The organism is Kosakonia sp. S57, from assembly GCF_016516575.1.
Taxonomy (GTDB): Bacteria; Pseudomonadota; Gammaproteobacteria; order Enterobacterales; family Enterobacteriaceae; genus Kosakonia; species Kosakonia cowanii.
Window position 1 is genome coordinate 211,010 of the sequence record NZ_JACVUL010000007.1, and the last position, 22,281, is coordinate 233,290.

Genomic DNA, 22,281 nt, shown 5'->3' on the forward strand with positions numbered 1-22,281 from the left:
AAATCACGTATTACTGCAACGCACGATAAATCCATTTCGGCATAAAATATTACCGCTTCGCTTAGGATATATCATATTTATTTAGCTTTTTAGCGATGGCATTTTATTAGGGTGCTATTAATGTCGTTAAAAATAATTTTACACCACGCGGTTGCGCGCTGGAGCAAGCGTGCTTTAGCGAAGCGGAGCAGCCCTTCAGCAATGGCCGATAGATAATGCAAACCTGTAAGCAAGCAGGGTTATAAAGTTCGTGACAGATATAATTATTTCAAAGAATGTAACTGCATATTAAGGTCAAAGAGAAATGATTATTATTAATTGCGATGGTAATACTTTTCACATTTGAATCGATGGTTAAAAAAAGAACAACCAGGGAAAATATTCACTATTAATTGAGGCGGGGAATTAAACCAACGCTAAACCAGACAGGTAACCAGCATTGACATCATTAAATAATGACCATAACGAACATTAAATATCAGGCGTTACGTAATTTACATTTTGAGACCAGCGCAATTTTTCAGACAGCCGCTCACTTGATAAGTTCACTGCGAAATTATTGAGGAGTAACAAACGTGAAAAAATTATCCGTACTTTTATCTTTATCTCTGGTGATGGCATCGGGTTCAGCCCTGGCAATGGGTTTTACCGCCGAACAAAGTAAGAACTACACCAATCTCAATGCTGAATTAGGTAAAAGCTCAGACGGCTTATATGCCGAGAGCAACTGGGTAAAAAACACCAAAGATGGCGCGCAGCTGGGCAGCCTGGGCGTAGGTTACAACTTTGGCCTTGGTCCGTTGACCCTCTCTGCCGGCACAAAAGTGGTCTACCTCGGGCCGAAAAAAGGCGATAACGGCGTGGCCTTCCCGATTGGCGGCGGCATCGACTGGGCGCTGACGGACAGCATTCATCTCTATGGCGAAGGCTACTCTGCTCCGGAAGGTCTGACCAACAGCGTGAAAAACTACGTTGAAGCGAATGGCGGCATTAAGTGGACACCTATCACCCCGCTTACGCTTAAAGCGGGTTACCGCCACGCAAGCGTCGATGGCAAAGATGGTCGTCCGGGCCACACCATTATCGATGGAGCCTATTTAGGCGCTGGCGTCACCTTCTGATATCTCGCACAGCGGGGAGCGCACGTCTCCCCGATTCCCCCGCCTTAACATTGGCATGCAGGCAGGATCGATCCTCTACTGCGCCTCTCCTTCCAGTAGCAAAGACATAACCCCGCGAGCCAGGCATTACCGCATAAAGATTATGTTTTACAGAGTTATATTCGTTCGAATAATAACTTCTCCTGACCATCATATTTGTTACTATTTCGCTGTTCTTTATATCCGTTCAGGGCAACCAACCTATGGAATGAATAGATTATGAGTGAACAACATCTTTCGACAATTAAGGCCGGGAACACGATCAATAAGCCTGTGTTTGCTACATCGGCGTTATTAATCGTGCTCCTTGTGGCTTTTGCCTCGCTTTTTCCCGAGCTCGCCGACAGCAAATTCAAGCTGTTACAGCAGGAGCTTTTCACCAATGCCAGCTGGTTTTATATCCTTGCCGTCGCGCTGATCCTGCTGAGCGTCACCTTCCTTGGGCTTTCGCGCTACGGCGACATAAAACTTGGGCCCGACCATGCACAGCCCTATTTCAGCTACCACTCCTGGTTCGCCATGCTCTTCTCGGCAGGCATGGGGATCGGCCTGATGTTCTTTGGCGTCGCCGAACCGGTGATGCACTACTTGTCCCCACCGGTGGGGACTCCTGAAACTATCGAGGCGGCGAAGCAGGCGATGCGCCTCACCTTTTTCCACTGGGGTCTGCATGCCTGGGCCATCTACGCTATCGTCGCGTTGATCCTCGCCTTCTTCAGCTACCGCCACGGTTTGCCGTTAACGCTGCGCTCCGCGCTCTACCCGATTATCGGCGATCGCATTTATGGGCCTTTGGGTCACGCCGTCGATATTTTCGCGGTGATTGGTACGGTCTTTGGCGTTGCCACCTCGCTGGGCTACGGCGTATTGCAGGTCAATGCTGGCCTGAATCACCTATTCGGCGTGCCGATTAATGAAACGGTACAGGTTATTTTGATCGTCGTGATCACCGGCCTTGCCACGATTTCCGTGGTATCGGGGCTCGATAAAGGGATCCGCATCCTCTCTGAGCTGAACCTCAGCCTGGCGCTGCTGCTGCTGGCGTTAGTGATGCTGCTGGGTCCGACGGTGCTGCTGCTTAAATCCTTTGTCGAGAATACCGGCGGATATCTCTCTGAACTGGTGAGTAAGACATTCAACCTTTACGCCTATGAGCCGAAGTCGAGCAACTGGCTGGGCGGCTGGACGCTGCTCTACTGGGGCTGGTGGCTCTCCTGGTCGCCGTTTGTCGGTATGTTTATCGCCCGCGTATCTCGTGGCAGAACGATCCGCGAGTTTGTCACCGGCGTACTGTTTGTCCCGGCAGGCTTCACGCTGCTGTGGATGACGGTGTTTGGTAACAGCTCGATCCATCTCATCATGACCGAAGGCGCGCGCGACCTGGCTGACACCGTGCAGCAGGATGTCGCGCTGGCGCTGTTTAACTTCCTTGAGCATTTTCCCTTCTCCAGCATCCTGTCGTTTATCGCCATGGCGATGGTGATCGTCTTCTTTGTCACCTCTGCTGACTCTGGTGCCATGGTGGTGGATACCCTTGCTTCCGGCGGCTCAAGCCATACGCCAGTCTGGCAGCGCATCTTCTGGGCCGCGCTGATGGGTGTGGTGGCGATTGCGCTACTGCTGGCGGGCGGGTTAAGCGCCCTGCAAACGGTGACCATTGCCAGTGCGCTGCCCTTCTCGGTGATCCTGCTGATCTCGATTTATGGGCTGTTAAAAGCGTTGCGCCGGGATCTCACTAAACGTGAGAGCCAAAGCATGGCGACCATCGCGCCGACTGCGGCGCGCAATCCGATTCCGTGGCAGCGCAGGTTACGCAATATCGCCTATCTGCCGAAACGCTCGCTGGTAAAACGCTTTATGGATGATGTTATCCAGCCGGCAATGACGCTGGTGCAGGATGAGCTGAATAAGCAGGGAACGCGCAGTACCATCAGCGACGCGGCGGACGATCGTATTCGCTTTGAAGTCGACCTCGGCGATGAGCTTAACTTTATCTATGAAGTGAGGCTGCGCGGGTATAACGCCCCAACCTTTGCGATTTCGGGCCTCGAGAGCGATGAACAACAGGCGGAGCAGCATAAGTACTACCGCGCGGAAATCTACCTCAAAGAGGGCGGGCAAAACTATGATGTGATGGGCTGGAACCAGGAGCAGTTGATCAACGATATTCTTGATCAATATGAAAAGCATCTACACTTCCTGCATCTGGTTCGTTAACCACGACAACACCGCCTGCGGGCGGTGTTTTTTCATCTGGTTATCAAAGCCTGACGCGCTTAATTTTGCCGAAATGACAACGAGTTAATGGAGACCCTGGATGGCCAATTTTTTTAAGAAGTTGTTTGGCGGCGGTAACGATAACGCGAAGGATGAAGCGCTTCGCGAACCCGAGCTGACCATTGCCCGCGCCAATAATGAGATGCAGCAGCGTACGCAGGCGGCAAGGGAGATGTGGGGGATCGACAGCGCCGAGTGGGGTGTCGATCTCGATGCCGGCACCATTACCTTTACCAATCATGAAAAGGGGTGGGTCATTACCGCGCCGGTTCAAGTGGTGGGCACCTATGACACGGAAGAGGGCTCCTGGCTATGGGGATGGGATCACCCTTCTGTGCGCGAACCGCTCGGCGAATATGCCGCCTGCGTGCGCACGTTCGGCGAGCAGCATGGCCTTGAGGCCTTAACCACACGCCAGATTAGCGCTTCAACAGAAGATGCCTGGACCTTTACCGCACTCGCCTGCCATCTTGGCGGCGGTCAGGGTGGATATAGCGGCCTCGCTGGCACGACCCGGGTATTTATGGTCTATGACAATGTGACTATTAATAAACAAGCGTAACCGTATGTTGCAGATCTGGAAAATAACCGCCACGGCAGCTTTTTTCCGGATCTCAGCATTAAGCAAAATCTCAATTCATGTTCAACTGTTATCAAATAAATAGAGCAGACTGTTATGGTTTTTAATAACTTCCCATAGCCACCCGCCTGAGAAAAACCTCATCTAACCATATGAAATACAAACTCTTTTAAACCACAACTTTTATGCATACTTATTATTAATAACAGAATAAAAAGCAGATAGTTCTCAAAAAAAAGAGAGCGCGCAAATGTCTTTTATAATTAAATAAACAGTGATTAATTCAAAACAGCGACTTATTATTTATTATACAAAGTGTCTTACCGCTTATAAGAAAACTTTTTTTAGCGACAACGCTTATAAGGCGATTTAAATATGCATCTTTATTCGCTCAGGGCGATTTTTTATTAAGATGCAGGTTTGACTCAGCTGGAGATCTTTTCCAGACAATGCTCACCAACGCAGGGGCGGCAGAAAAAGCAGAGCGCACTGAAAGAGTGAGAGCCTCGCTTCGCAGCCCCTTACAGGAGGAGACCATGAGCACCATTGATACCGAAAAAAAGGCAGGCGTGCTTATCGAGAAAGCTGTTAAACAGCTGCTGAACACGGATGAGGCAGTCTCTTTTCGCGCCGTGCTGGAAATACTCAATGACAAACGCAAACAGGCAGTAAACCGCGAAGGCATTGCCGCCTGCGACAGCGCTATTGATGAGATTCAGGCGATGATTGCCAAAACGACGAACGAACGTTCGCGTGCGCCGGTGAGCCGTAAGAACTTCCTCGCACAGTGGAAGCCAGGCGCAGACGACAAGATCCATTAATAAAAAACGGCAGCCTCCACTTGCGCAGAGGCTGCCGTTCTAAATCCATTTACTTAGATATCATCCTGGGTGCGATGAACAATCATCTCCAGCGCGTTGCGCAGGATGTCGTTCTGGACAACATCGGATTCCGTTTCGAGGCGGCTAATAAGGGCCAGAATCAGATCCTTATTGGTTACCACGGTTTTCACTGATTTCAGTGCAAAGGTCAGCTCGTCAATAATCTGTTTTTCGGCCTCAAAGGCATGAAGCTTGCTGTCTGTAGTCTCAAATGTCTTAAAAGTCGCGTTATTCATCATAAACTCGCTAGAAAAAGTGACGTGGCTATCCTTTGCAGTCAGCCCAGTATGTTGTACAGATTTCCCCACGAAACTTGTACAACACCGACAAGTTAGACGTGAAAACGTTAGCGCGCAATCTTTTTAAAGATATATCCTCTCGTTTTGATAACCTTCTCCCTACCGAACCCTTGTAGAGCGCGCTCTGACGCGGCTTTTCGTGGGGATGCAAACCTGCTCAGGAGAGAAGAAATGGGCTGCGATGACCGCGATTTTTATCAAGATGATGAAGGTATAACGACAGATTTAACCCTGCCCGCTTTTGGCGCGCAGGCGGTGCAATGTACTGCCCTTGAGTGCGATGTGGTGGATGAAAATATAAGGGAGACAATCGCCTTTCTTATTCATCAGCAACACGCCATTTTTGATACCGCGATTATCGAAGCGCAGAACTATACGGCGCGGATCTATTCCGCAGCGCTCAGCGAGCTGACGCTAATAAAGATCTATCTGCTGCCGCAGGAGGAGAAGAGTTTCGGTTTACTCTTTTCGACGCAAATCGATCCAGAGCACGGCATCGGTATGAAATTCAAAAGATATGACTTAACGGAAATTGGCAGCGCCGAAACGGCTTTCCTCTGACGCATTATTTCGCGGAGCGTTATTGCCCTGACGCTATAAAGAAAAACCCCCTCTTTGCAGAAGGGGTTTTGATTATCAATCGGCTTTTTTCTTGCGCGACGCGCGTTTTGCTTTGGTCGCGGCGGCTATTTTTTGCGTTTTCTCAGAGGGCTTTTTCGCTTTTTTTGCTTTGCCCTTGGCTTTATCGCCACGGAATTCGCTATCCGGCTCGAAATTCACCTTTTTATTGGCCTGCCGACGCGGCGGTTTTTTGCTCGCGTTGCTGCGACCTGCGGTGCCTTTCTTGTTACGCTCGCGATCGGTTTTACCCGGGTTACGCGGGGCGCGCTCGCTGGAGATAAGCGAGAAGTCGATCTTACGCTCATCCATATTGACCGCTTCAACCTTCACTTCAACCCGGTCGCCCAGGCGATAGGTCTGACCGCCGGATTCGCCAATCAGGCGCTGACCAACCTGGTCAAAGCGGTAGTAGTCGTTATCCAGCGACGATACGTGCACCAGACCATCGATAAACAGGTCAACAAGACGCACGAAGAAGCCAAAGCCGGTGACGCTGGCGATGACGCCGGAGAAGGTGTTACCCACCTGATCCTGCATAAAGTCGCACTTCAGCCAGTCCGCAACATCACGGGTCGCTTCATCGGCGCGGCGCTCGGCCATCGAGCAGTGCTGACCCAGCTGGAGGATCTCTTCCATGCTGTAGTGCCAGCCGCCCGTCGCAGTGCTGTTGCCTTTCTCGCCGTTCTCTTTCGCCAGCAGATACTTGATCGCACGGTGCAACGAGAGATCCGGGTAGCGGCGAATCGGCGAGGTAAAGTGCGCATAGGATTGCAGCGCCAGGCCAAAGTGGCCGCGGTTTTCCGGATCGTAGATCGCCTGTTTCATCGAGCGCAGCAGCATGGTTTGCAGCATCTCGTGATCGGGACGATCGGCGATCGACTCCAGCAGCGCGGCATAATCGCGCGGCTCCGGCTTGTTGCCGCCCGGCAGCTCCAGACCCAGCTCGGCGAGCACGGTGCGGAACGAGGTAATAGCGTCGTTGGTCGGTTTATCGTGAATACGGAACAGCGCAGGCTCCTCTGCCTTCTCAACGAAGCGTGCCGCAGAGATGTTGGCGAGGATCATGCACTCTTCAATCAGCTTGTGCGCATCGTTACGCTGCGTCTGCTCAATGCGCTCAATACGGCGTTCGGCGTTGAAAATAAACTTCGCCTCTTCACTCTCGAAGGAGATGCCGCCGCGCTCGGCGCGCGCCTGCTCAAGGGTTTTATAGAGGGTATGCAGCTCTTCAATGTGTTTCACCAGCGGCGCGTATTGCTCGCGCAGCTCGCCATCGCCCTGCAACATATGCCACACCTTGGTGTAGGTCAGACGCGCGTGGGAGCTCATCACCGCTTCGTAGAACTTATAGCCGGTCAGACGCCCTTTGGCGGAGATGGTCATCTCACACACCATACAGAGGCGGTCTACCTGCGGATTCAGCGAACAGAGGCCGTTGGAGAGCACTTCCGGCAGCATTGGAACAACCTGCGACGGGAAGTAGACGGAGGTGCCGCGATTACGCGCTTCGTTGTCCAGCGGCGTACCGTGGCGCACGTAGTAGCTGACATCGGCGATGGCAACCCATAAGCGCCAGCCGCCGCCGCGTTTCTTCTCGCAGTAAACGGCGTCATCAAAGTCGCGGGCATCTTCGCCATCAATGGTGACCAGCGGCAGATTACGCAGATCGACGCGGCCCACTTTGGCCTCTTCCGGCACCTGCTCTTTCAGGTCAGCAATCTGCTTCTCAACTTCTGGCGGCCACTGGTAGGGAATTTCATGGGTGCGCAGCGCCATATCGACGGCCATGCCGGTGCCCATGTTATCGCCCAGCACTTCAACGATTTTACCCACCGCTTTGGTACGGCGAGTCGGGCGCTGGGTCAGTTCGACCACCACTACAAAGCCCATGCGCGCGCCCATAATCTCTTCAGGCGGGATAAGGATATCGAAGCTCAGGCGGCTGTCGTCCGGCACCACAAAGCCGACGCCAGCGTCGGTGAAGTAGCGGCCGACAATCTGCCCGGTTTTCGGCACCAGCACGCGGACAATGCGCGCTTCGCGACGCCCTTTGCGATCCGCGCCCAGCGGCTGTGCCAGCACCTGATCGCCGTGGATACAGGTTTTCATCTGCTCGCTGGAGAGATAGAGATCGTCTTTGCGGCCTTCGACGCGCAGAAAACCGTAGCCGTCGCGGTGGCCGATAACAATGCCTTTCAGCAGGTCGAGACGTTCCGGTAAGGCGTAGCACTGGCGGCGGGTGAAGACCAACTGCCCGTCGCGCTCCATGGCGCGCAGACGGCGGCGCAGGGCTTCGTGTTGTTCTTCGCCTTCGATATTAAGCTCAACAGCCAGTTCATCGCGGCTGGCAGGCTTTTCGCGTTTGGAGAGATGGTCGAGGATAAATTCGCGGCTGGGAATAGGATTAGAGTATTTTTCAGTTTCGCGTTCGAGGAAAGGATCTTGTGACATAGCGGTTCCTCCGTTGTCAGCTCTGGCGGAGCGTTTCGTCATTCCACCAGCAATAATTTGTAAAGCGGTTGATTCTCTTCAACCAAATCGGCAAGCGTGTAGTTATCAAGTTCCTTCAGGAAACTCTGCACGGCTTTTGAGAGGGCGACTTTCAGTCGGCAAGCGTTGGTGATGTGGCAAAAATCGCTGTGGCAGTTCACCAGCGTTAGCGGTTCAAGGGAGCGCACAACATCACTGATACGAATATCTCGCGCGGGCTTGCCCAGACGGATACCGCCATTTTTTCCACGCACCGCCGCGACATAGCCTTCACGACTTAGCTGATTGATTATCTTAACCATATGATTACGGGAGACACCATACGTTTCTGTCACTGCAGAAATGTTGGTCATCTGCCCTTCCGGCAATGCCGCCATGTAAATCAAAGCGCGTAAACCGTAATCGGTAAAGCTTGTTAACTGCACACCAACCTCAATAACAGGAAAAAAAGCGAGATACCCGCAGGTATTGACTTTATTGATGATAAACCAGCCACCAGTCAGGTCGCTAATTTATTTGAACAGAAAGGTAAAAAAAGCGAGGAGAAAGGGCGCGAATTTCGCGCCCTTAAGCAGGATTATGCGTCGAACGGGTCGCGCAGAATCATGGTTTCAGTGCGATCCGGACCAGTAGAGATGATATCGATCGGTACACCAGTAAGTTCTTCAATACGTTTGATGTAATTGAGCGCTGCCTGCGGCAGACCGCTGCGCTCTTTCACGCCAAAGGTGGTTTCAGACCAGCCCGGCATGGTTTCGTAGATCGGCTCGATACCTTCCCAGTTGTCGGCAGCCAGCGGCGTGGTGTCCACTTCGCGGCCATCCGGCATGCGGTAAGCGACGCAGATTTTCACCTCTTTCAGGCCATCCAGCACGTCCAGCTTGGTCAGGCAGAAACCAGAAAGGGAGTTGATCTGTACGGCACGGCGCACGGCAACGGCGTCCAGCCAGCCGGTACGACGACGACGACCGGTTGTCGCGCCAAATTCGTTACCCTGCTTGCAGAGGAACTCGCCGGTTTCATCAAACAGTTCGGTCGGGAACGGACCTGCACCCACACGGGTGGAGTAGGCTTTGATGATGCCCAGCACGTAATCAACGTAGCGCGGGCCAAGGCCGGAACCGGTCGCAACACCGCCAGCGGTGGTGTTAGAGGAGGTGACGTACGGATAGGTACCGTGGTCGATATCCAGCAGCGTGCCCTGCGCGCCTTCGAACATCACGAAGTCGCCGCGCTTACGCGCCTGATCCAGCAAGTCGGAAACGTCAACAACCATGGCGGTCAGGATGTCGGCGATTGCCATCACATCGTCCAGCACTTTCTGGTAGTCAACCGCTTCAACTTTGTAGTAGTTCACCAGCTGGAAGTTGTGATATTCCATCACTTCTTTCAGTTTATCGGCGAAGGTCGCTTTATCGAACAGGTCGCCAACGCGCAGACCGCGACGGGCAACTTTATCTTCATAGGCCGGGCCGATACCGCGACCGGTGGTGCCGATCGCTTTCGCACCGCGCGCTTTTTCGCGAGCGACATCCAGCGCAACGTGATAATCAAGGATTAACGGGCAGGCTTCAGAGAGCAGCAGACGTTCGCGAACCGGGATACCACGGTCTTCCAGTTCTTTCATCTCTTTCATCAGCGCAGCAGGCGACAGCACAACACCATTACCGATGATGCTGGTGACGTTTTCGCGAAGAATGCCTGATGGAATAAGATGGAGGACGGTTTTTTCACCGTTGATTACGAGAGTATGGCCTGCGTTGTGACCGCCCTGGTAGCGTACAACATATTTAGCCCGTTCAGTCAGAAGATCGACAATCTTCCCTTTACCTTCGTCACCCCATTGGGTGCCCAGTACGACGACGTTGTTACCCATTTTTTCAAAATCACCGTTTGCTTAAAAATGGATTCTACCACCGCTTTTTTAGAGAATCAGCACTTTTTCCGTGCAAAATTCCCGCGAGTTAGCCGATTATTGCCTCAGCCAATCGTTTTCCTCAACATGTAGTAGACAACGATGCCTGCAACCACAAGTCCGCCGCCAAAACGGCGCAAAATATTATCCGGAAGCTGGCTCAATGAGGCGATCATTCGCCGCCAGGCACGCGGATAAAGCATCGGGCCAAGCCCTTCAAGCACCAAAACTAACGCCAGCGCGAGCCAGATTGTTGCGTTCATGGGTCATCCTCACAAAAGAAAAACCACCGCCCGGATTGAGGCGGTGGTTTTCATTATCAAAACCGTTGACGCGATATTAACGTGCGGTTGAGGTCGGCGTCTTCATATAACGGAAGAAATCGCTGTCCGGGCTCAGCACCATCACATCCTGGTTGCTGTCGAAGCTATTTTCGTACGCACGCAGGCTACGGATAAAGGCGTAGAAGTCCGGATCCTGGCTGAAGGCATCAGCAAACAGTTTCGCCGCTTCGGCATCGCCTTCACCACGCATGATGCGACCCTGGCGCTCGGCTTCTGCCAGCGTTTTCGTCACTTCATAGTCCGCAGTAGCGCGCAGTTTTTCCGCCTCTTCCTGACCCTGTGAACGGTGGCGACGCGCAACCGCTTCACGCTCGGCGCGCATACGGTTGTAGATCGCATCCGACACTTCCGTCGGCAGGTTGATCTGCTTAATACGCACATCGACCACTTCAATGCCCAGCGCGGCCATACTGTTCGGGTTGATGACCGGCACTTTACCGTTCGTTTCAGCCTGAACGCGTTCCGCGGCTTTCGCGATAGCGTCATCCGCCGCTGGCGTGACCACTTCATCTTCGGTGCCCGCAGAGCCGGAGTTCAGCGCGTCGCGCACTTCCGAGGTCAAACGGCCGCGGGAGTCGGTGACGATATCTTTAACATCCAGGCGACCAATCTCAGAACGCAGACGGTCAGAGAACTTACGTTTCAGCAGCACTTCTGCCTGGGAGACGTCACCGCCGCCGGTAGCCAGGTAGTAACGGCTGAAATCGCTGATGCGCCACTTGATATAGGAGTCGACGATCAGGTCTTTCTTCTCTTTGGTCACAAAGCGATCCGCCTGGTTATCCATGGTCTGGATACGCGCATCAAGCAGTTTGACCGATTCAATAAACGGCAGTTTGAAGTGCAGGCCCGGTTCGAAGACTAACGGCTTGTTGTCGCCGTCACGCAGCACTTTACCGAAGCGCAGCGAAATTCCACGCTCGCCCTCTCGCACCACGAAAATCGAGGTGAAAAACACTACCAGCACGATGATGATGATCGCGATTACTGACTTACGCATCGTTATTCCCCCTGACGCTGGTAGTCGTTACGCTGCGCGTTGACGCGGCGTTGATCCATGATATCTCCCGCTGAGGAAGTCGAATTGCTGTTGGCGTTGCTGCCGGAACTGGAGGCAGGCGGCAGACGCAGCAGATTATTTGCGCCGTTGCTGTCGCTCTTCGCCGCCGGCGCGTTACCGCCTTTCAGCATCTGATCCAGCGGAAGCACCATCAGGTTGCCGCCTTTATCATTCACCAGCACTTTACGGGTGTGGCTCAGCACTTTCTCCATCGCTTCGATATAGAGACGCTCACGGGTGATTTCCGGAGCAGCTTTATACTCAGGCAGGATCTTGGCAAAACGCGCCACTTCACCCTGCGCTTCCAGCACGGTCTGCGTTTTGTACGCGCGCGCCTCTTCGAGGATACGCTGCGCCTGGCCGTTCGCACGCGGCTGCACTTCGTTGGTGTAGGCTTCCGCTTCACGGATGAACTGCTGCTCGTTCTCACGGGCGGCAATCGCATCATCAAACGCGGCTTTCACCTCTTCCGGCGGACGAGCGGCCTGGAAGTTGACGTCCAGCAGAGTAATACCCATGTTGTAAGGACGAATGGTCTCTTCCAGCTCGCGCTGGGTATCGCTACGAATAACGGTACGCCCTTCGGTCAGAATACGATCCATGGTGTATTTACCGATCACGCCGCGCAGGGCGCTGTCGGTAGCCTGGCGCAGACTGTCGTCAGCGCTGGTGACGCTAAACAGATAGCGCTGAGGATCGGTTACGCGGTACTGCACGTTCATCTCAACGCGCACGACGTTTTCATCAGAGGTGAGCATCACGCCAGAGGCAGCCAGTTCACGAACGGATTCGACGTTCACCGCCGTCACGTTGTCGATAAAGGTTGGCTTCCAGTTCAGACCCGGTTCAACCAGGTGACTGAACTTACCAAAGCGTGTCACCACGCCGCGCTCCGCTTCTTTAATGGTGTAGAAGCCGGTCGCAGCCCAGATCACCACGGCAGCAACGGCAGCGATGCCGAACACGCGCCCGCCCAGTGGACTGCGAGGGCCAGAAGCGCCTGGATTACTCCCGCCGGTGCCTTTGCCACCGCCCAGACCGCCGAGCTTTTTGCTCAGCTTGCGGAAGATATCATCCAGATCAGGTGGCCCCTGATCGCGACCGCCTTTGTTTCCATTTCCCTCAGAGTTGCCGCCTGGTTTGCTGCTTCCCCACGGGTCGCGGTCTTGTCCGTTGTTACCGGGCTGATTCCACGCCATGTATGTGCTCCATATTTATTTTGCGGTGTATGCCCGCACAGGCGGGCACCCCCAAAGGGGAAAAATCTTCAGGCTTTGCCGATCAAACGATGTACTCTTCGAGCGCCGGTTCTTGTTTACAGAGTCGACGCCAGTCAACGATGGGCATCCGTATCTGCATACCTACGCTGCCATCCTCTTCCGTCCACTCTTTTTCTATTGCCTGAAGCTGATAAAACCGGCTTCTTAAACGCCCCTCTTCCGCTGGCAGCCGCAGCGTGTGCTGCGCAACTTCGCCGGCAAGACGTTCTGTCAAAGCCTGGAATAACAGTGGTACGCCAGCCCCCGTCTGGGCGGAGAGCCAGACGCGGGTCGGTTTGTTCTCTTCATCTCTGTCGATACGCGGTTCGAAATCCTCCAACATATCGATCTTGTTCATCACCAGCAGCGTCGGGATCTCGTGTGCGTCGATCTCTTCGAGCACCGTGTTCACCGCGTCGATATTTTCCTGTACGCGCACATCAGCGCCGTCAATCACGTGCAGCAGCAGCGTCGCCTGGCGCGTCTCCTGCAGCGTCGCTTTAAACGCGGCAACCAGATCGTGCGGCAGATGGCGAATAAAGCCGACGGTATCGGCCAGTACGGTTTCACCGACATCGGCAACGTCAATGCGTCGCAGCGTCGGATCCAGCGTGGCGAACAGCTGGTCAGCTGCGTAGACCTGCGCTTCGGTTATCTGGTTAAACAGCGTCGATTTACCGGCGTTGGTATAACCCACCAGTGAAACCGTAGGAATATCCGCCTTGGTACGGGAACGACGCCCCTGTTCACGCTGCTTCTCAACCTTTTCCAGGCGCGAGAGGATTTGGGTAATGCGATTACGTAACAAACGACGGTCGGTTTCGAGCTGGGTTTCACCCGGACCACGCAAACCAATCCCGCCCTTCTGTCTTTCAAGGTGGGTCCAGCCACGCACAAGGCGCGTCGCCAGATGGCGCAACTGCGCCAGTTCTACCTGCAATTTCCCCTCGTGCGTTCGTGCACGCTGGGCAAAAATATCCAAAATCAGGCCGGTGCGATCGATAACGCGACATTCGCACAGTCGCTCCAGGTTACGTTCCTGGGCAGGGGATAGCGCATGATCAAAGAGTACGACGGACGCACCCGTTGCTTTTACGGCTTCTGCAATCTCGACTGCTTTACCTTCACCAACGAAATATTTGGGGTGCGGTGCTTTACGGCTACCGGTAATCACCTGCATTGCTTCGACACCGGCGGAAGAGACCAGAGCTTCAAACTCCTGGAGATCTTCCATATCTTTGTCTTGCGAAAAATAGATGTGTACCAGCACCGCCTGCTCACCGGCGTCATAACGGTCAAACAAGCGTAAACCCTCATTAAATACCAGCGGGGAACACAGCGAAACTGGCTCCCCGATCTGGAAATCAGCCTTCAACCTTACTCGGTTTCTTCGCTGTCCTGCTGTGCAGAGCCTTGCGCGTTGCTACCATGGTGGTAGTTGTTGTTGGAGCCGCCACCCGCATTGTTGCTGTGATGTGAAACCGGGCGGGACGGAACAACAGTTGAAATCGCGTGCTTATAAACCATCTGGCTGACTGTATTCTTCAGCAAAATTACGAACTGATCGAAAGACTCAATCTGTCCTTGCAGTTTGATACCATTCACCAAATAAATTGAAACTGGAACACGTTCCCGACGCAGTGCGTTCAGGAACGGATCTTGTAAAGATTGCCCCTTAGCCATTCTATCTTTTCCTTATATGCTTGTTTTGTACTTAGAACCCGGAAGCTCTGAAAACTGCGTAAAAATTTGCGCACGATACGCGGTAATTGTACACATTCACCCTGCGATAGCACTAACTACCTGTAACACGTCATGGTAAGACTTTTCTGGCTTTTCACTCTCTAACCAGTGAACCTCATCCCATCCGCGTAGCCAGGTCATCTGTCGCTTGGCTAACTGCCTCGTCGCGCAAATACCTCGATAAACCATTTCATCGTATGAAATCTCGCCTTCGAGATAGGACCACATCTGGCGGTATCCCACACAACGAACGGAAGGCATATCCGTATGCAAATCTCCGCGAGCAAATAGCGCCCGCACTTCTGCTTCAAAACCTGAAGCTAACATCTGGTGAAAACGCTGCTCGATTCGCTGATGGAGCAGTTCACGGCTCGCCGGGGCGATGGCGAACTGATGCACCTGGTAAGGCAGAGCGTCTCCTGACGTTTGCGTCAGATCTGTTAAAGTTTTACCCGAAATGAAAAAAACTTCCAGTGCCCGGGAAAGCCTTTGCGGATCATTCGGATGGATTCGTGCTGCAGCGACAGGATCGATTATCTGTAACTGCGCATGTAACGCATCCCATCCACGCTCTGCAGCCTGCTGTTCAATCTCGGCTCGTACCTTCGGATCGGCTGATGGCAAAGGGGATAATCCTTCCAGCAGCGCCTTAAAGTAGAGCATCGTGCCGCCTACCAGCAGAGGAATACGGCCCGCATCGGTGATGGCTTTCATTTCTGCCAGCGCATCGCGGCGGAAATCCGCTGCCGAGTAGGCCTGCGCCGGATCCCGGATATCAAGCAACCGGTGCGGCGCAGCGCGAAGCTCTTCCGCGTTCGGTTTAGCTGTACCGATATCCATGCCTTGATAAATAAGGGCTGAATCAACGCTTATCAACTCAACTGGCAAAACTTTACGTAACGCGATTGCGAGCGCTGTTTTACCGGAGGCCGTTGGGCCCATCAAAAAAATTGCCTTCGGCAGGCTTGCCTTACTCACTTCACTCATCGTTCAGGGCGTTCATCGCCTTTTGTAAATCAACAGGTTGTAATAAACCATCCGGCGGGGTCTTTACCAGATGCGGACAAAGCCGTTCGACGTCGGCCAATAAAGTGATCGCCTGAGCGACGCTCCACTGCGCATGTTCAGTCGCCAGACGGCGCGCCAGCCAGTGGGCAATATTCACCGCGTCAATGCTTGTCTGCTGCGCCAGGTAGCCTAACAGTTCAGGAATCAAGTTTTGTAAATTTTGTTGGCGCAAGGGTAAAGGCACCGCGCGAATGGTCACGTGATGGCCATCCGGCACAAATTCAATGCCCATTTGCGTCAGCACGGGCTGCGCGCGCTTAAGCGCCGCGCTCTCGTCAGTAGAAATTTTCAGCCGTACCGGAATCAACAACGGCTGCCCGCAGCCCGGCCCATTATCGGGCGAGAGCTGGGCATGACGCAGCCAGCGTTCAGCCACCGGCAGCGCCAGCAGCGCCAGCTTGCCGTCGCGCTCAAGCAGGGCATAGTGCGGGGCAATCAGCGTCAGCACGCGACCAAAACTCTGGCTGTGCCCGTCGAGCGCAGGCGTCGCAGCGGGTGCTCGCTTCTCCGCTTTCGGCTCAACCACCGGCGTTTCCAGCAGCTTTTGGTAGAGCGCGCCCTGCTGTTTCTGATAACCAGGCTGCGCATTCGGCCAGCCGCGATCGCTATTTGCTGGCGTACGGGAAGAGGTACCGGAGGAGGATCCACCGCTGGAAGAGGGTGAATAGGATCCAGCCTCGGGTTCGCGCGCAGCACGCGGTTCAGCGAACTGATTGCGCCCGGCGGCCACGCGGTTTTCCGGAAGCACGCGCGGCGCAGATTCGTCCGAGAGCGGCAGCGTCGCGTCAAGCTGCTGCTGCAGAACGCTCAGCACGCCCTGATAGATAAAATCATGCACCAGCCGCGACTGGTGAAAGCGCACCTCATGTTTAGCTGGGTGAACGTTAACATCCACCTGGTGCGGGTCGATCTCCAGGTAGAGCACAAAAGCGGGTTGCTGATCGGCGCCGAGCTTATCTTCGCAGGCCTGGCGAATGGCATGGTTAATCAACCGGTCGCGCATCATGCGGCCATTCACATAGCAATATTGAATATCGGTAAACGCAGCGGTGTTGCTCTTAGGATCGGCGACCCAGCCGCGCAGGGCTAAATCGCCGTGCTGCCACTCAATCGCCAGTGCCTTTTCAAGAAAAGGCATCCCGCAAATGGCACCCAGACGACGCTCTTTCTGCCCACCCTGTGCCACTGCGCGGTACTGGCGCACCATCTTACCGTTATGGTTGAGGTTAATAGTGACGTCGAAGCGCGCCAGTGCGATGCGGCGGATCACCTCATCGATATGGTTGAACTCAGTCTTTTCCGTACGCATAAACTTGCGCCGCGCCGGGGTGTTATAGAAGAGATCCAGCACTTCAAGCGTGGTGCCAACCGGGTGAGCGGCCGGTTTTACCGTGACCGCCATTTCGCGCCCTTCGGCATAGGCCTGCCATGCTTCCTGCTGCTCAGCGGTGCGCGAGGTGAGCGTTAAGCGTGAAACCGAACTGATACTCGCCAGCGCTTCGCCGCGAAAGCCGAGGCTAATGATCGCTTCTAAATCATCAAGAGAAGCAATCTTACTGGTGGCATGACGCGCTAACGCCAGCGCAAGTTCCTCTTTTTTGATCCCGCAGCCGTTATCGCGGATGCGGATAAGCTTGGCGCCGCCGCGCTCAATATCGATATCGATGCGTGTTGCACCAGCATCAAGGCTGTTCTCCACCAGCTCTTTCACTACCGACGCAGGGCGCTCAACCACTTCGCCTGCGGCGATCTGGTTCGCAAGCTGTGGCGGTAGAACCTGTATCGGCATGAAAAGAATCCTTAGTTAAGCAGACCATCTGCGGGCGCGCCCGCATTCGCCATTTGCGCGCCGCCCTGCGGGGCTGATTGCAGAGGATGCGCAAGGAAGTAGTTACGCAGACCGCCATAAATGGCCGCCGCGATTTGCTGTTGGTAATCGTCGCTGGCAAGCAGCCGCTCTTCGCTGCGATTGCTGATAAACCCGGTTTCTACCAGCACAGAGGGAATATCCGGCGAGCGCAGCACGCCAAGGCTCGCATGCTCCGGGCGGCGTTTATGCAGCGCGCCCACGCGCTGAAGCTGGCTCAGCATATTGGTGGCGACATCATAGCCAACACGCTGGGAGTGACCGAATTGCAGATCAAGCACCGCCTGGCTGAGGTAGGGGTCGGACTGGCTGTTAGCCAGCACATCGCCCGCGCCGCCCAGCAGTTCCGACTGCTTCTCGTGCTGCTCAAGCCAGCTTGCCATTTCGCTGTTCGCGCGGCGGTTTGAGAGCACCCACACCGATGCGCCCGTCGCGTCGCGGTTCGGCGCGGCATCCGCATGAATTGAGACCAGGAAGTTGGCGTTCTGTTTACGCGCCACGTCGGAACGGCCCATCACCGAAATAAAGTAGTCGCCGTCGCGGGTCATCACCGGTTTAAACATTGGGTCGGCATTCAGCAAAGCGCGAAGCTTACGCGCAATGGCAATCGTCACGCTCTTCTCCTGCGTGCCGCCAGCGCCAATTGCGCCAGGATCCTGGCCGCCGTGACCAGCATCAATGGCGATAATTACTTTATCGCCCGAGGCCGCGCGCGCCTGGGCGCTAGGCCGGGTGGTGGTATTACTGCTCACCACGCTGGTGATGCGATCGTTGTCCGGTTTAAACGGGTTGCGCGCAGGCGCGCTCGGCTGCGGCCTCATAACCGGTGTCTCGGCACGCTTCACCACCATAGGTGGCGGCGGAGGCGGAGGTGGTGCATCAGCATCGATGGTGAAAACCACCGTATACCCTGCCCCGCTCTGCTGTTTTACCGCGCGGGTTTTGCCATTTTGCGTCAGGTCGACCACCAGGCGGATCGACTGGTTATCCTTCGCCGTCCCGGCACGGATGCTCTTTACCAGGTTGTTACCGCTAAATTGCAGCGGCAGACCCTGAATAATGCCGGTCTGCTTAATATCGAGCGCCACGCTGCGCTTGCCCTGCTGGCTAAACGCATAGTCAGGATCGCCCATAAAGCTGAAGGTGATGCGCGCCTGGCTCTCGCCATTCGATACCTGAATATCCGCTAAACTCGCGGCGTTAACCTGGAAACAGAGCATCAACAGCGTAAGCGCCAACCAACTTGTTATGCGAGAGATCATCCCGTCACCTTTCCTGTTAACCAGCTAAACGCGCCAGTAACGATTCGCCCGATGAGGATACCGCGCCAATGCGCGCCTCACGCCCCTGCGCCTGATACTCTAAATGGATTTCAATATCCGGCTCCGGCAATACGCCTGTGCCCTGCTGCGGCCACTCGACGAGGCAGATTGCGTCGTTGGCAAAATAGTCGCGGATGCCCATAAACTCCAGCTCTTCCGGATCGGCAAGCCGATAGAGATCGAAGTGATAGACCATCAGCTTATCGAGGTCGTACGGCTCTACCAGCGTGTAGGTCGGGCTTTTTACATTCCCGTTGTGACCCAATGCCTGCAGGAAGCCGCGGCTAAAGGTGGTTTTGCCGGCACCAAGATCGCCATACAGATAGATCACCGTTGCGCCCGCGCACGCTTGCGCCACGCGCTGGCCGAGATCGAGGGTGGCTTGTTCATCAGGTAAAGGAATCACGCGATTAATCATTTTCTGTATCAATTACATCCGGGTTAACAACACGCAGCAGCGTGCTAAAAAGATCGGTAGCCAGCATGCCGCGCTGGCCATACTGCGCTGCCCGCAGATCCGCCGCCGCGCCGTGCGCGACGCAGCCTGCACAGGCAGCATCATACAAACTGAATTTCTGTCCAAGCAGCGCGCCGATAATACCAGAGAGCACATCGCCCATGCCGCCGCTGCCCATTCCGGCATTGCCGGCATCAATGATACCGCATTCGCCGTCCGCGCTCGCCACCACCGTGCCCGCGCCTTTCAGCACTACCACGCCCGCATAGCGTTTTACCAGACGCTGTGCCGAAAGTAAGCGATCACTCTCAATTTCCGCCACGCTACAGTTAAGCAGACGTGCCGCTTCGCCGGGGTGCGGCGTCAATACGCGATTGTGACGTTTATCGGGGTTGATTGCCAGAAGGTTCAGCGCATCCGCATCCCACAGCATCGGTTTACGGAAGTTCTCCACTTTTTGCAGGGCTTTTTTGCCCCACTCCTGCTGCCCAAGGCCGGGGCCAATTACCACCACGTCGGCCCATTCGAGGCTCTCATCAAGGGACGCTGGAGTAAGTTCATCAACCATAAGCTCTGGCCGCTGGGTGATGATGGGGGCAATGTTCTCGCGCCGCGTCAGAATACGCACTAAACCAGCACCGGTGCGCAGAGCCGCTTCGCCCGTCATGCGGATCGCACCCGCCGTACCGTGGTCACCGCCAATAATCACCAGTCGCCCGTTGTCGCCTTTATGGGAGGTTGGCGGGCGCGGCGTAAACCATTCTGAAAGTTGGTTGGCGTCAAAACGGGAAAGGGGTGGCTGCTGCCCATCAAGCCAGGCCTCAAGGCCCAGCGCATGGTGATGCAGTTGGCCTACCACATCGCGCGCTTTGCCGGTCAGCAGGCCTGGTTTCAAGGCGATAAAAGTAATGGTATGACTGGCCTGAATAACAGCGCCAGGTGTCGTGCCGGTCTGCGCATTAAGGCCCGAAGGGATATCGAGCGCAATACGCGGCGCAGCGTGCTGGTTGGCACGCGTAATCAGCGCCGCAACGTTGTCGCGCGGCGCGCTACTCAAGCCGGTGCCGAGCAGGCCGTCGATAATCAGATCAATGCCTTCAGGCCAGAGCGCCTCTTCGGCGTGGATTGTGCCGCCAGCATTGAGCCAGGCCTCACGCGCCTGCGCCGCCTCTTCCGGTAGCGGTTTATCGCTCTCGATCGCGATGAGCGTAATCTCAATGCCCGCAGCGGCAGCAAGGCGCGCGACCACATAGCCATCGCCGCCGTTATTGCCATGCCCGCAGAGCACCAGCCAGTGCTGCGCCGCAGGGAAATTATCCCGCGCCACCTGAAAGGCGGCCTGGCCAGCGCGCAGCATCAATTCGTATAACGTAATGCCGAGGCTGTCGGCCGCCTCTTGTTCGAGACGTTTCAGGTCGCCAGCAGGCCAGATGGAGTGTGGTATACTTGCCGCGTTTTTTTTCATCTCTATGGTCCGTCATGTCACAGCCCCTCGATCTCAATCAGTTAGCGAAACAAATCAAGCAGTGGGGCACTGAATTAGGTTTTCAGCAGGTCGGTATTACCGATACCGATCTCACCGCCAGCGAGCCGAAGCTGCAGGCGTGGCTGGATAAGCAGTATCACGGCGAGATGGAGTGGATGGCGCGTCACGGTATGATGCGCGCCCGCCCCCATGAGCTTCTCCCCGGCACGCTTCGCGTTATCAGCGTACGTATGAACTATTTGCCGCCGAACGCGGTCTTCGCCAGCACGCTGAAAAACCCGGCGCTCGGCTATGTCAGCCGCTACGCGCTGGGCCGCGATTATCATAAGCTGCTGCGCAGCCGCCTTAAAAAGCTCGGCGAGTTGATTCAGCAGCAGTGTGCTTCGCTGAATTTTAGACCGTTTGTCGACTCTGCGCCCATTCTTGAGCGGCCGCTGGCGGAAAAAGCCGGGCTTGGCTGGACAGGTAAGCACTCACTTATTCTCAGCCGCGATGCGGGGTCGTTTTTCTTTCTTGGCGAACTGCTGATTGACCTCCCCCTGCCCGTCGATCAACCGGTCGAGGAAGCGTGCGGGCGCTGCGTTGCCTGTATGACCATCTGCCCAACCGGGGCGATTGTCGAGCCCTATACCGTCGATGCACGTCGCTGTATCTCCTATCTCACCATTGAGTTAGAGGGCGCGATCCCCGAGGAATTCCGCCCGCTTATCGGGAACCGGATTTACGGCTGCGATGACTGCCAGCTTATCTGCCCGTGGAACCGCTTCTCGCAGCTTACGGATGAGCCGGATTTCAGCCCGCGCAAAGCCCTGCACGCGCCGGCATTGGTTGAATTGTTCGCCTGGAGTGAAGCGCACTTTTTGAAAGTCACGGAGGGGTCGGCTATTCGCCGTATCGGTCACCTGCGCTGGCTGCGCAATATTGCGGTCGCGCTGGGCAATGCGCCGTGGGACGAGGTGAATATCGCGGCGCTGGAACAGCGGCTGGGTGAGCACCCACTTCTTGATGAGCACATAGAGTGGGCGATTGCGCAGCAAATTGAGAAGCGTAATGCCTGCGTCGTTGAGGTACAGCTGCCACAAAAACAGCGCCTGGTGCGGGTGGTGGAAAAGGGTCTGCCGCGCGATGCCTGAGCCATCCACAGCTTGTGAATAAAATAAAAAACACATTACGTTTCAACGTTAACAAATTCGTCAAGCGATCGCGTTAACATTTTGAAATGTTATTTTTATTTTATAATTCAGTCAGTTATAAAGAAATAATTTGATAAGCGAAGCAATAGAAATCCGGCTAAGCAAAGCTCGCCCTGTGGATAACTCTGTTCACAATACTTTTTTAGCACGAAAGGAAATCGCCCGCAGCGCGGTTCTTCGCTGTGGATAATTTTTTGGAGATGAAAGATTGGAGCGGGAAACGAGACTCGAACTCGCGACCCCGACCTTGGCAAGGTCG

General features: G+C 54.8%; 20 protein-coding genes. 6 read left to right on the top strand and 14 right to left on the bottom strand.

Annotated elements, in window-relative coordinates; all coding sequences use genetic code 11:
* Window positions 1-575: 575 nt before the first annotated feature.
* The 4 genes from IAE48_RS09320 (at window position 576) to IAE48_RS09335 (ending at window position 4,838) form a co-directional block, all read left to right on the top strand.
* The gene (locus tag IAE48_RS09320; protein WP_200134176.1) at window positions 576-1,121 is read left to right on the top strand and encodes a YfaZ family outer membrane protein; all 546 of its coding nucleotides are present in this window, start codon (window positions 576-578) and stop codon (window positions 1,119-1,121) included.
* A gap of 258 nt (window positions 1,122-1,379) precedes the next feature.
* Window positions 1,380-3,377 (top strand): choline BCCT transporter BetT, encoded by a 1,998-nt coding sequence (locus tag IAE48_RS09325; RefSeq protein ID WP_200134177.1) that lies wholly within the window; start codon window positions 1,380-1,382, stop codon window positions 3,375-3,377.
* A gap of 100 nt (window positions 3,378-3,477) precedes the next feature.
* The gene (locus IAE48_RS09330) at window positions 3,478-3,999 is read left to right on the top strand and encodes a DUF6882 domain-containing protein (protein WP_200134178.1); all 522 of its coding nucleotides are present in this window, start codon (window positions 3,478-3,480) and stop codon (window positions 3,997-3,999) included.
* Window positions 4,000-4,553: 554 nt separating this feature from the next.
* Window positions 4,554-4,838 carry a hypothetical protein gene (locus IAE48_RS09335; RefSeq protein WP_042711827.1) on the top strand — a complete coding sequence of 95 codons (285 nt, stop codon included), beginning with the start codon at window positions 4,554-4,556 and terminating at the stop codon, window positions 4,836-4,838.
* Window positions 4,839-4,891: 53 nt separating this feature from the next.
* Here IAE48_RS09335 and IAE48_RS09340 read toward each other — a convergent pair whose 3' ends face one another.
* Entirely contained in the window at window positions 4,892-5,137 is a 246-nt protein-coding gene (locus IAE48_RS09340; RefSeq protein WP_094192953.1) for a biofilm development regulator YmgB/AriR family protein, read from the bottom strand.
* Window positions 5,138-5,368: 231 nt separating this feature from the next.
* Here IAE48_RS09340 and IAE48_RS09345 point away from each other — a divergent pair, with 231 nt between their 5' ends.
* On the top strand, window positions 5,369-5,758 hold the full coding sequence (locus tag IAE48_RS09345; RefSeq protein ID WP_200134179.1) for a hypothetical protein: 390 nt from the start codon (window positions 5,369-5,371) through the stop codon (window positions 5,756-5,758).
* Window positions 5,759-5,833: 75 nt separating this feature from the next.
* On the opposite strand, the gene rnr is transcribed toward IAE48_RS09345, so the two are convergent.
* The 13 genes from rnr to nnr form a co-directional block, all read right to left on the bottom strand.
* Entirely contained in the window at window positions 5,834-8,269 is a 2,436-nt protein-coding gene (rnr, locus tag IAE48_RS09350) for a ribonuclease R (RefSeq protein ID WP_124970421.1), read from the bottom strand.
* Between the two features lie 38 nt (window positions 8,270-8,307).
* Complete coding sequence (nsrR, locus tag IAE48_RS09355) at window positions 8,308-8,733, bottom strand: nitric oxide-sensing transcriptional repressor NsrR (protein ID WP_023478375.1); 426 nt, start codon at window positions 8,731-8,733, stop codon at window positions 8,308-8,310.
* A gap of 152 nt (window positions 8,734-8,885) precedes the next feature.
* Window positions 8,886-10,184: an adenylosuccinate synthase gene (purA, locus tag IAE48_RS09360; RefSeq protein WP_023478343.1), complete on the bottom strand. Its 1,299-nt coding sequence runs from the start codon at window positions 10,182-10,184 to the stop codon at window positions 8,886-8,888.
* A 104-nt stretch (window positions 10,185-10,288) separates the two neighbouring features.
* Window positions 10,289-10,486 carry a DUF2065 domain-containing protein gene (locus IAE48_RS09365; RefSeq protein WP_023478406.1) on the bottom strand — a complete coding sequence of 66 codons (198 nt, stop codon included), beginning with the start codon at window positions 10,484-10,486 and terminating at the stop codon, window positions 10,289-10,291.
* 76 nt (window positions 10,487-10,562) lie between these two features.
* Entirely contained in the window at window positions 10,563-11,567 is a 1,005-nt protein-coding gene (gene hflC / locus IAE48_RS09370; protein WP_023478485.1) for a protease modulator HflC, read from the bottom strand.
* A 2-nt stretch (window positions 11,568-11,569) separates the two neighbouring features.
* The gene (hflK, locus tag IAE48_RS09375) at window positions 11,570-12,826 is read right to left on the bottom strand and encodes an FtsH protease activity modulator HflK (RefSeq protein ID WP_200134180.1); all 1,257 of its coding nucleotides are present in this window, start codon (window positions 12,824-12,826) and stop codon (window positions 11,570-11,572) included.
* 82 nt (window positions 12,827-12,908) lie between these two features.
* Entirely contained in the window at window positions 12,909-14,189 is a 1,281-nt protein-coding gene (gene hflX / locus IAE48_RS09380; protein ID WP_023478522.1) for a ribosome rescue GTPase HflX, read from the bottom strand.
* A 74-nt stretch (window positions 14,190-14,263) separates the two neighbouring features.
* Window positions 14,264-14,569, bottom strand: coding sequence for an RNA chaperone Hfq (hfq, locus tag IAE48_RS09385; RefSeq protein ID WP_023478362.1), 306 nt, complete (start codon window positions 14,567-14,569; stop codon window positions 14,264-14,266).
* Window positions 14,570-14,665: 96 nt separating this feature from the next.
* A complete protein-coding gene (miaA, locus tag IAE48_RS09390) occupies window positions 14,666-15,616 on the bottom strand; it encodes a tRNA (adenosine(37)-N6)-dimethylallyltransferase MiaA (protein ID WP_124970427.1) in 951 nt (316 codons plus the stop codon).
* Window positions 15,609-17,486 (bottom strand): DNA mismatch repair endonuclease MutL, encoded by a 1,878-nt coding sequence (gene mutL / locus IAE48_RS09395; protein ID WP_200134181.1) that lies wholly within the window; start codon window positions 17,484-17,486, stop codon window positions 15,609-15,611. Before mutL ends, miaA begins: the two co-directional genes overlap by 8 nt.
* 11 nt (window positions 17,487-17,497) lie before the next feature.
* Entirely contained in the window at window positions 17,498-18,826 is a 1,329-nt protein-coding gene (gene amiB, locus IAE48_RS09400) for an N-acetylmuramoyl-L-alanine amidase AmiB (protein WP_200134182.1), read from the bottom strand.
* Between the two features lie 16 nt (window positions 18,827-18,842).
* The gene (tsaE, locus tag IAE48_RS09405) at window positions 18,843-19,304 is read right to left on the bottom strand and encodes a tRNA (adenosine(37)-N6)-threonylcarbamoyltransferase complex ATPase subunit type 1 TsaE (protein WP_200134183.1); all 462 of its coding nucleotides are present in this window, start codon (window positions 19,302-19,304) and stop codon (window positions 18,843-18,845) included.
* The gene (gene nnr / locus IAE48_RS09410) at window positions 19,297-20,808 is read right to left on the bottom strand and encodes a bifunctional ADP-dependent NAD(P)H-hydrate dehydratase/NAD(P)H-hydrate epimerase (RefSeq protein WP_200134184.1); all 1,512 of its coding nucleotides are present in this window, start codon (window positions 20,806-20,808) and stop codon (window positions 19,297-19,299) included. Before nnr ends, tsaE begins: the two co-directional genes overlap by 8 nt.
* A gap of 14 nt (window positions 20,809-20,822) precedes the next feature.
* On the opposite strand from nnr, the gene queG reads away from it, so the two are divergent.
* Entirely contained in the window at window positions 20,823-21,962 is a 1,140-nt protein-coding gene (gene queG, locus IAE48_RS09415) for a tRNA epoxyqueuosine(34) reductase QueG (RefSeq protein ID WP_200134185.1), read from the top strand.
* The last annotated feature ends 319 nt before the right edge of the window (window positions 21,963-22,281 follow it).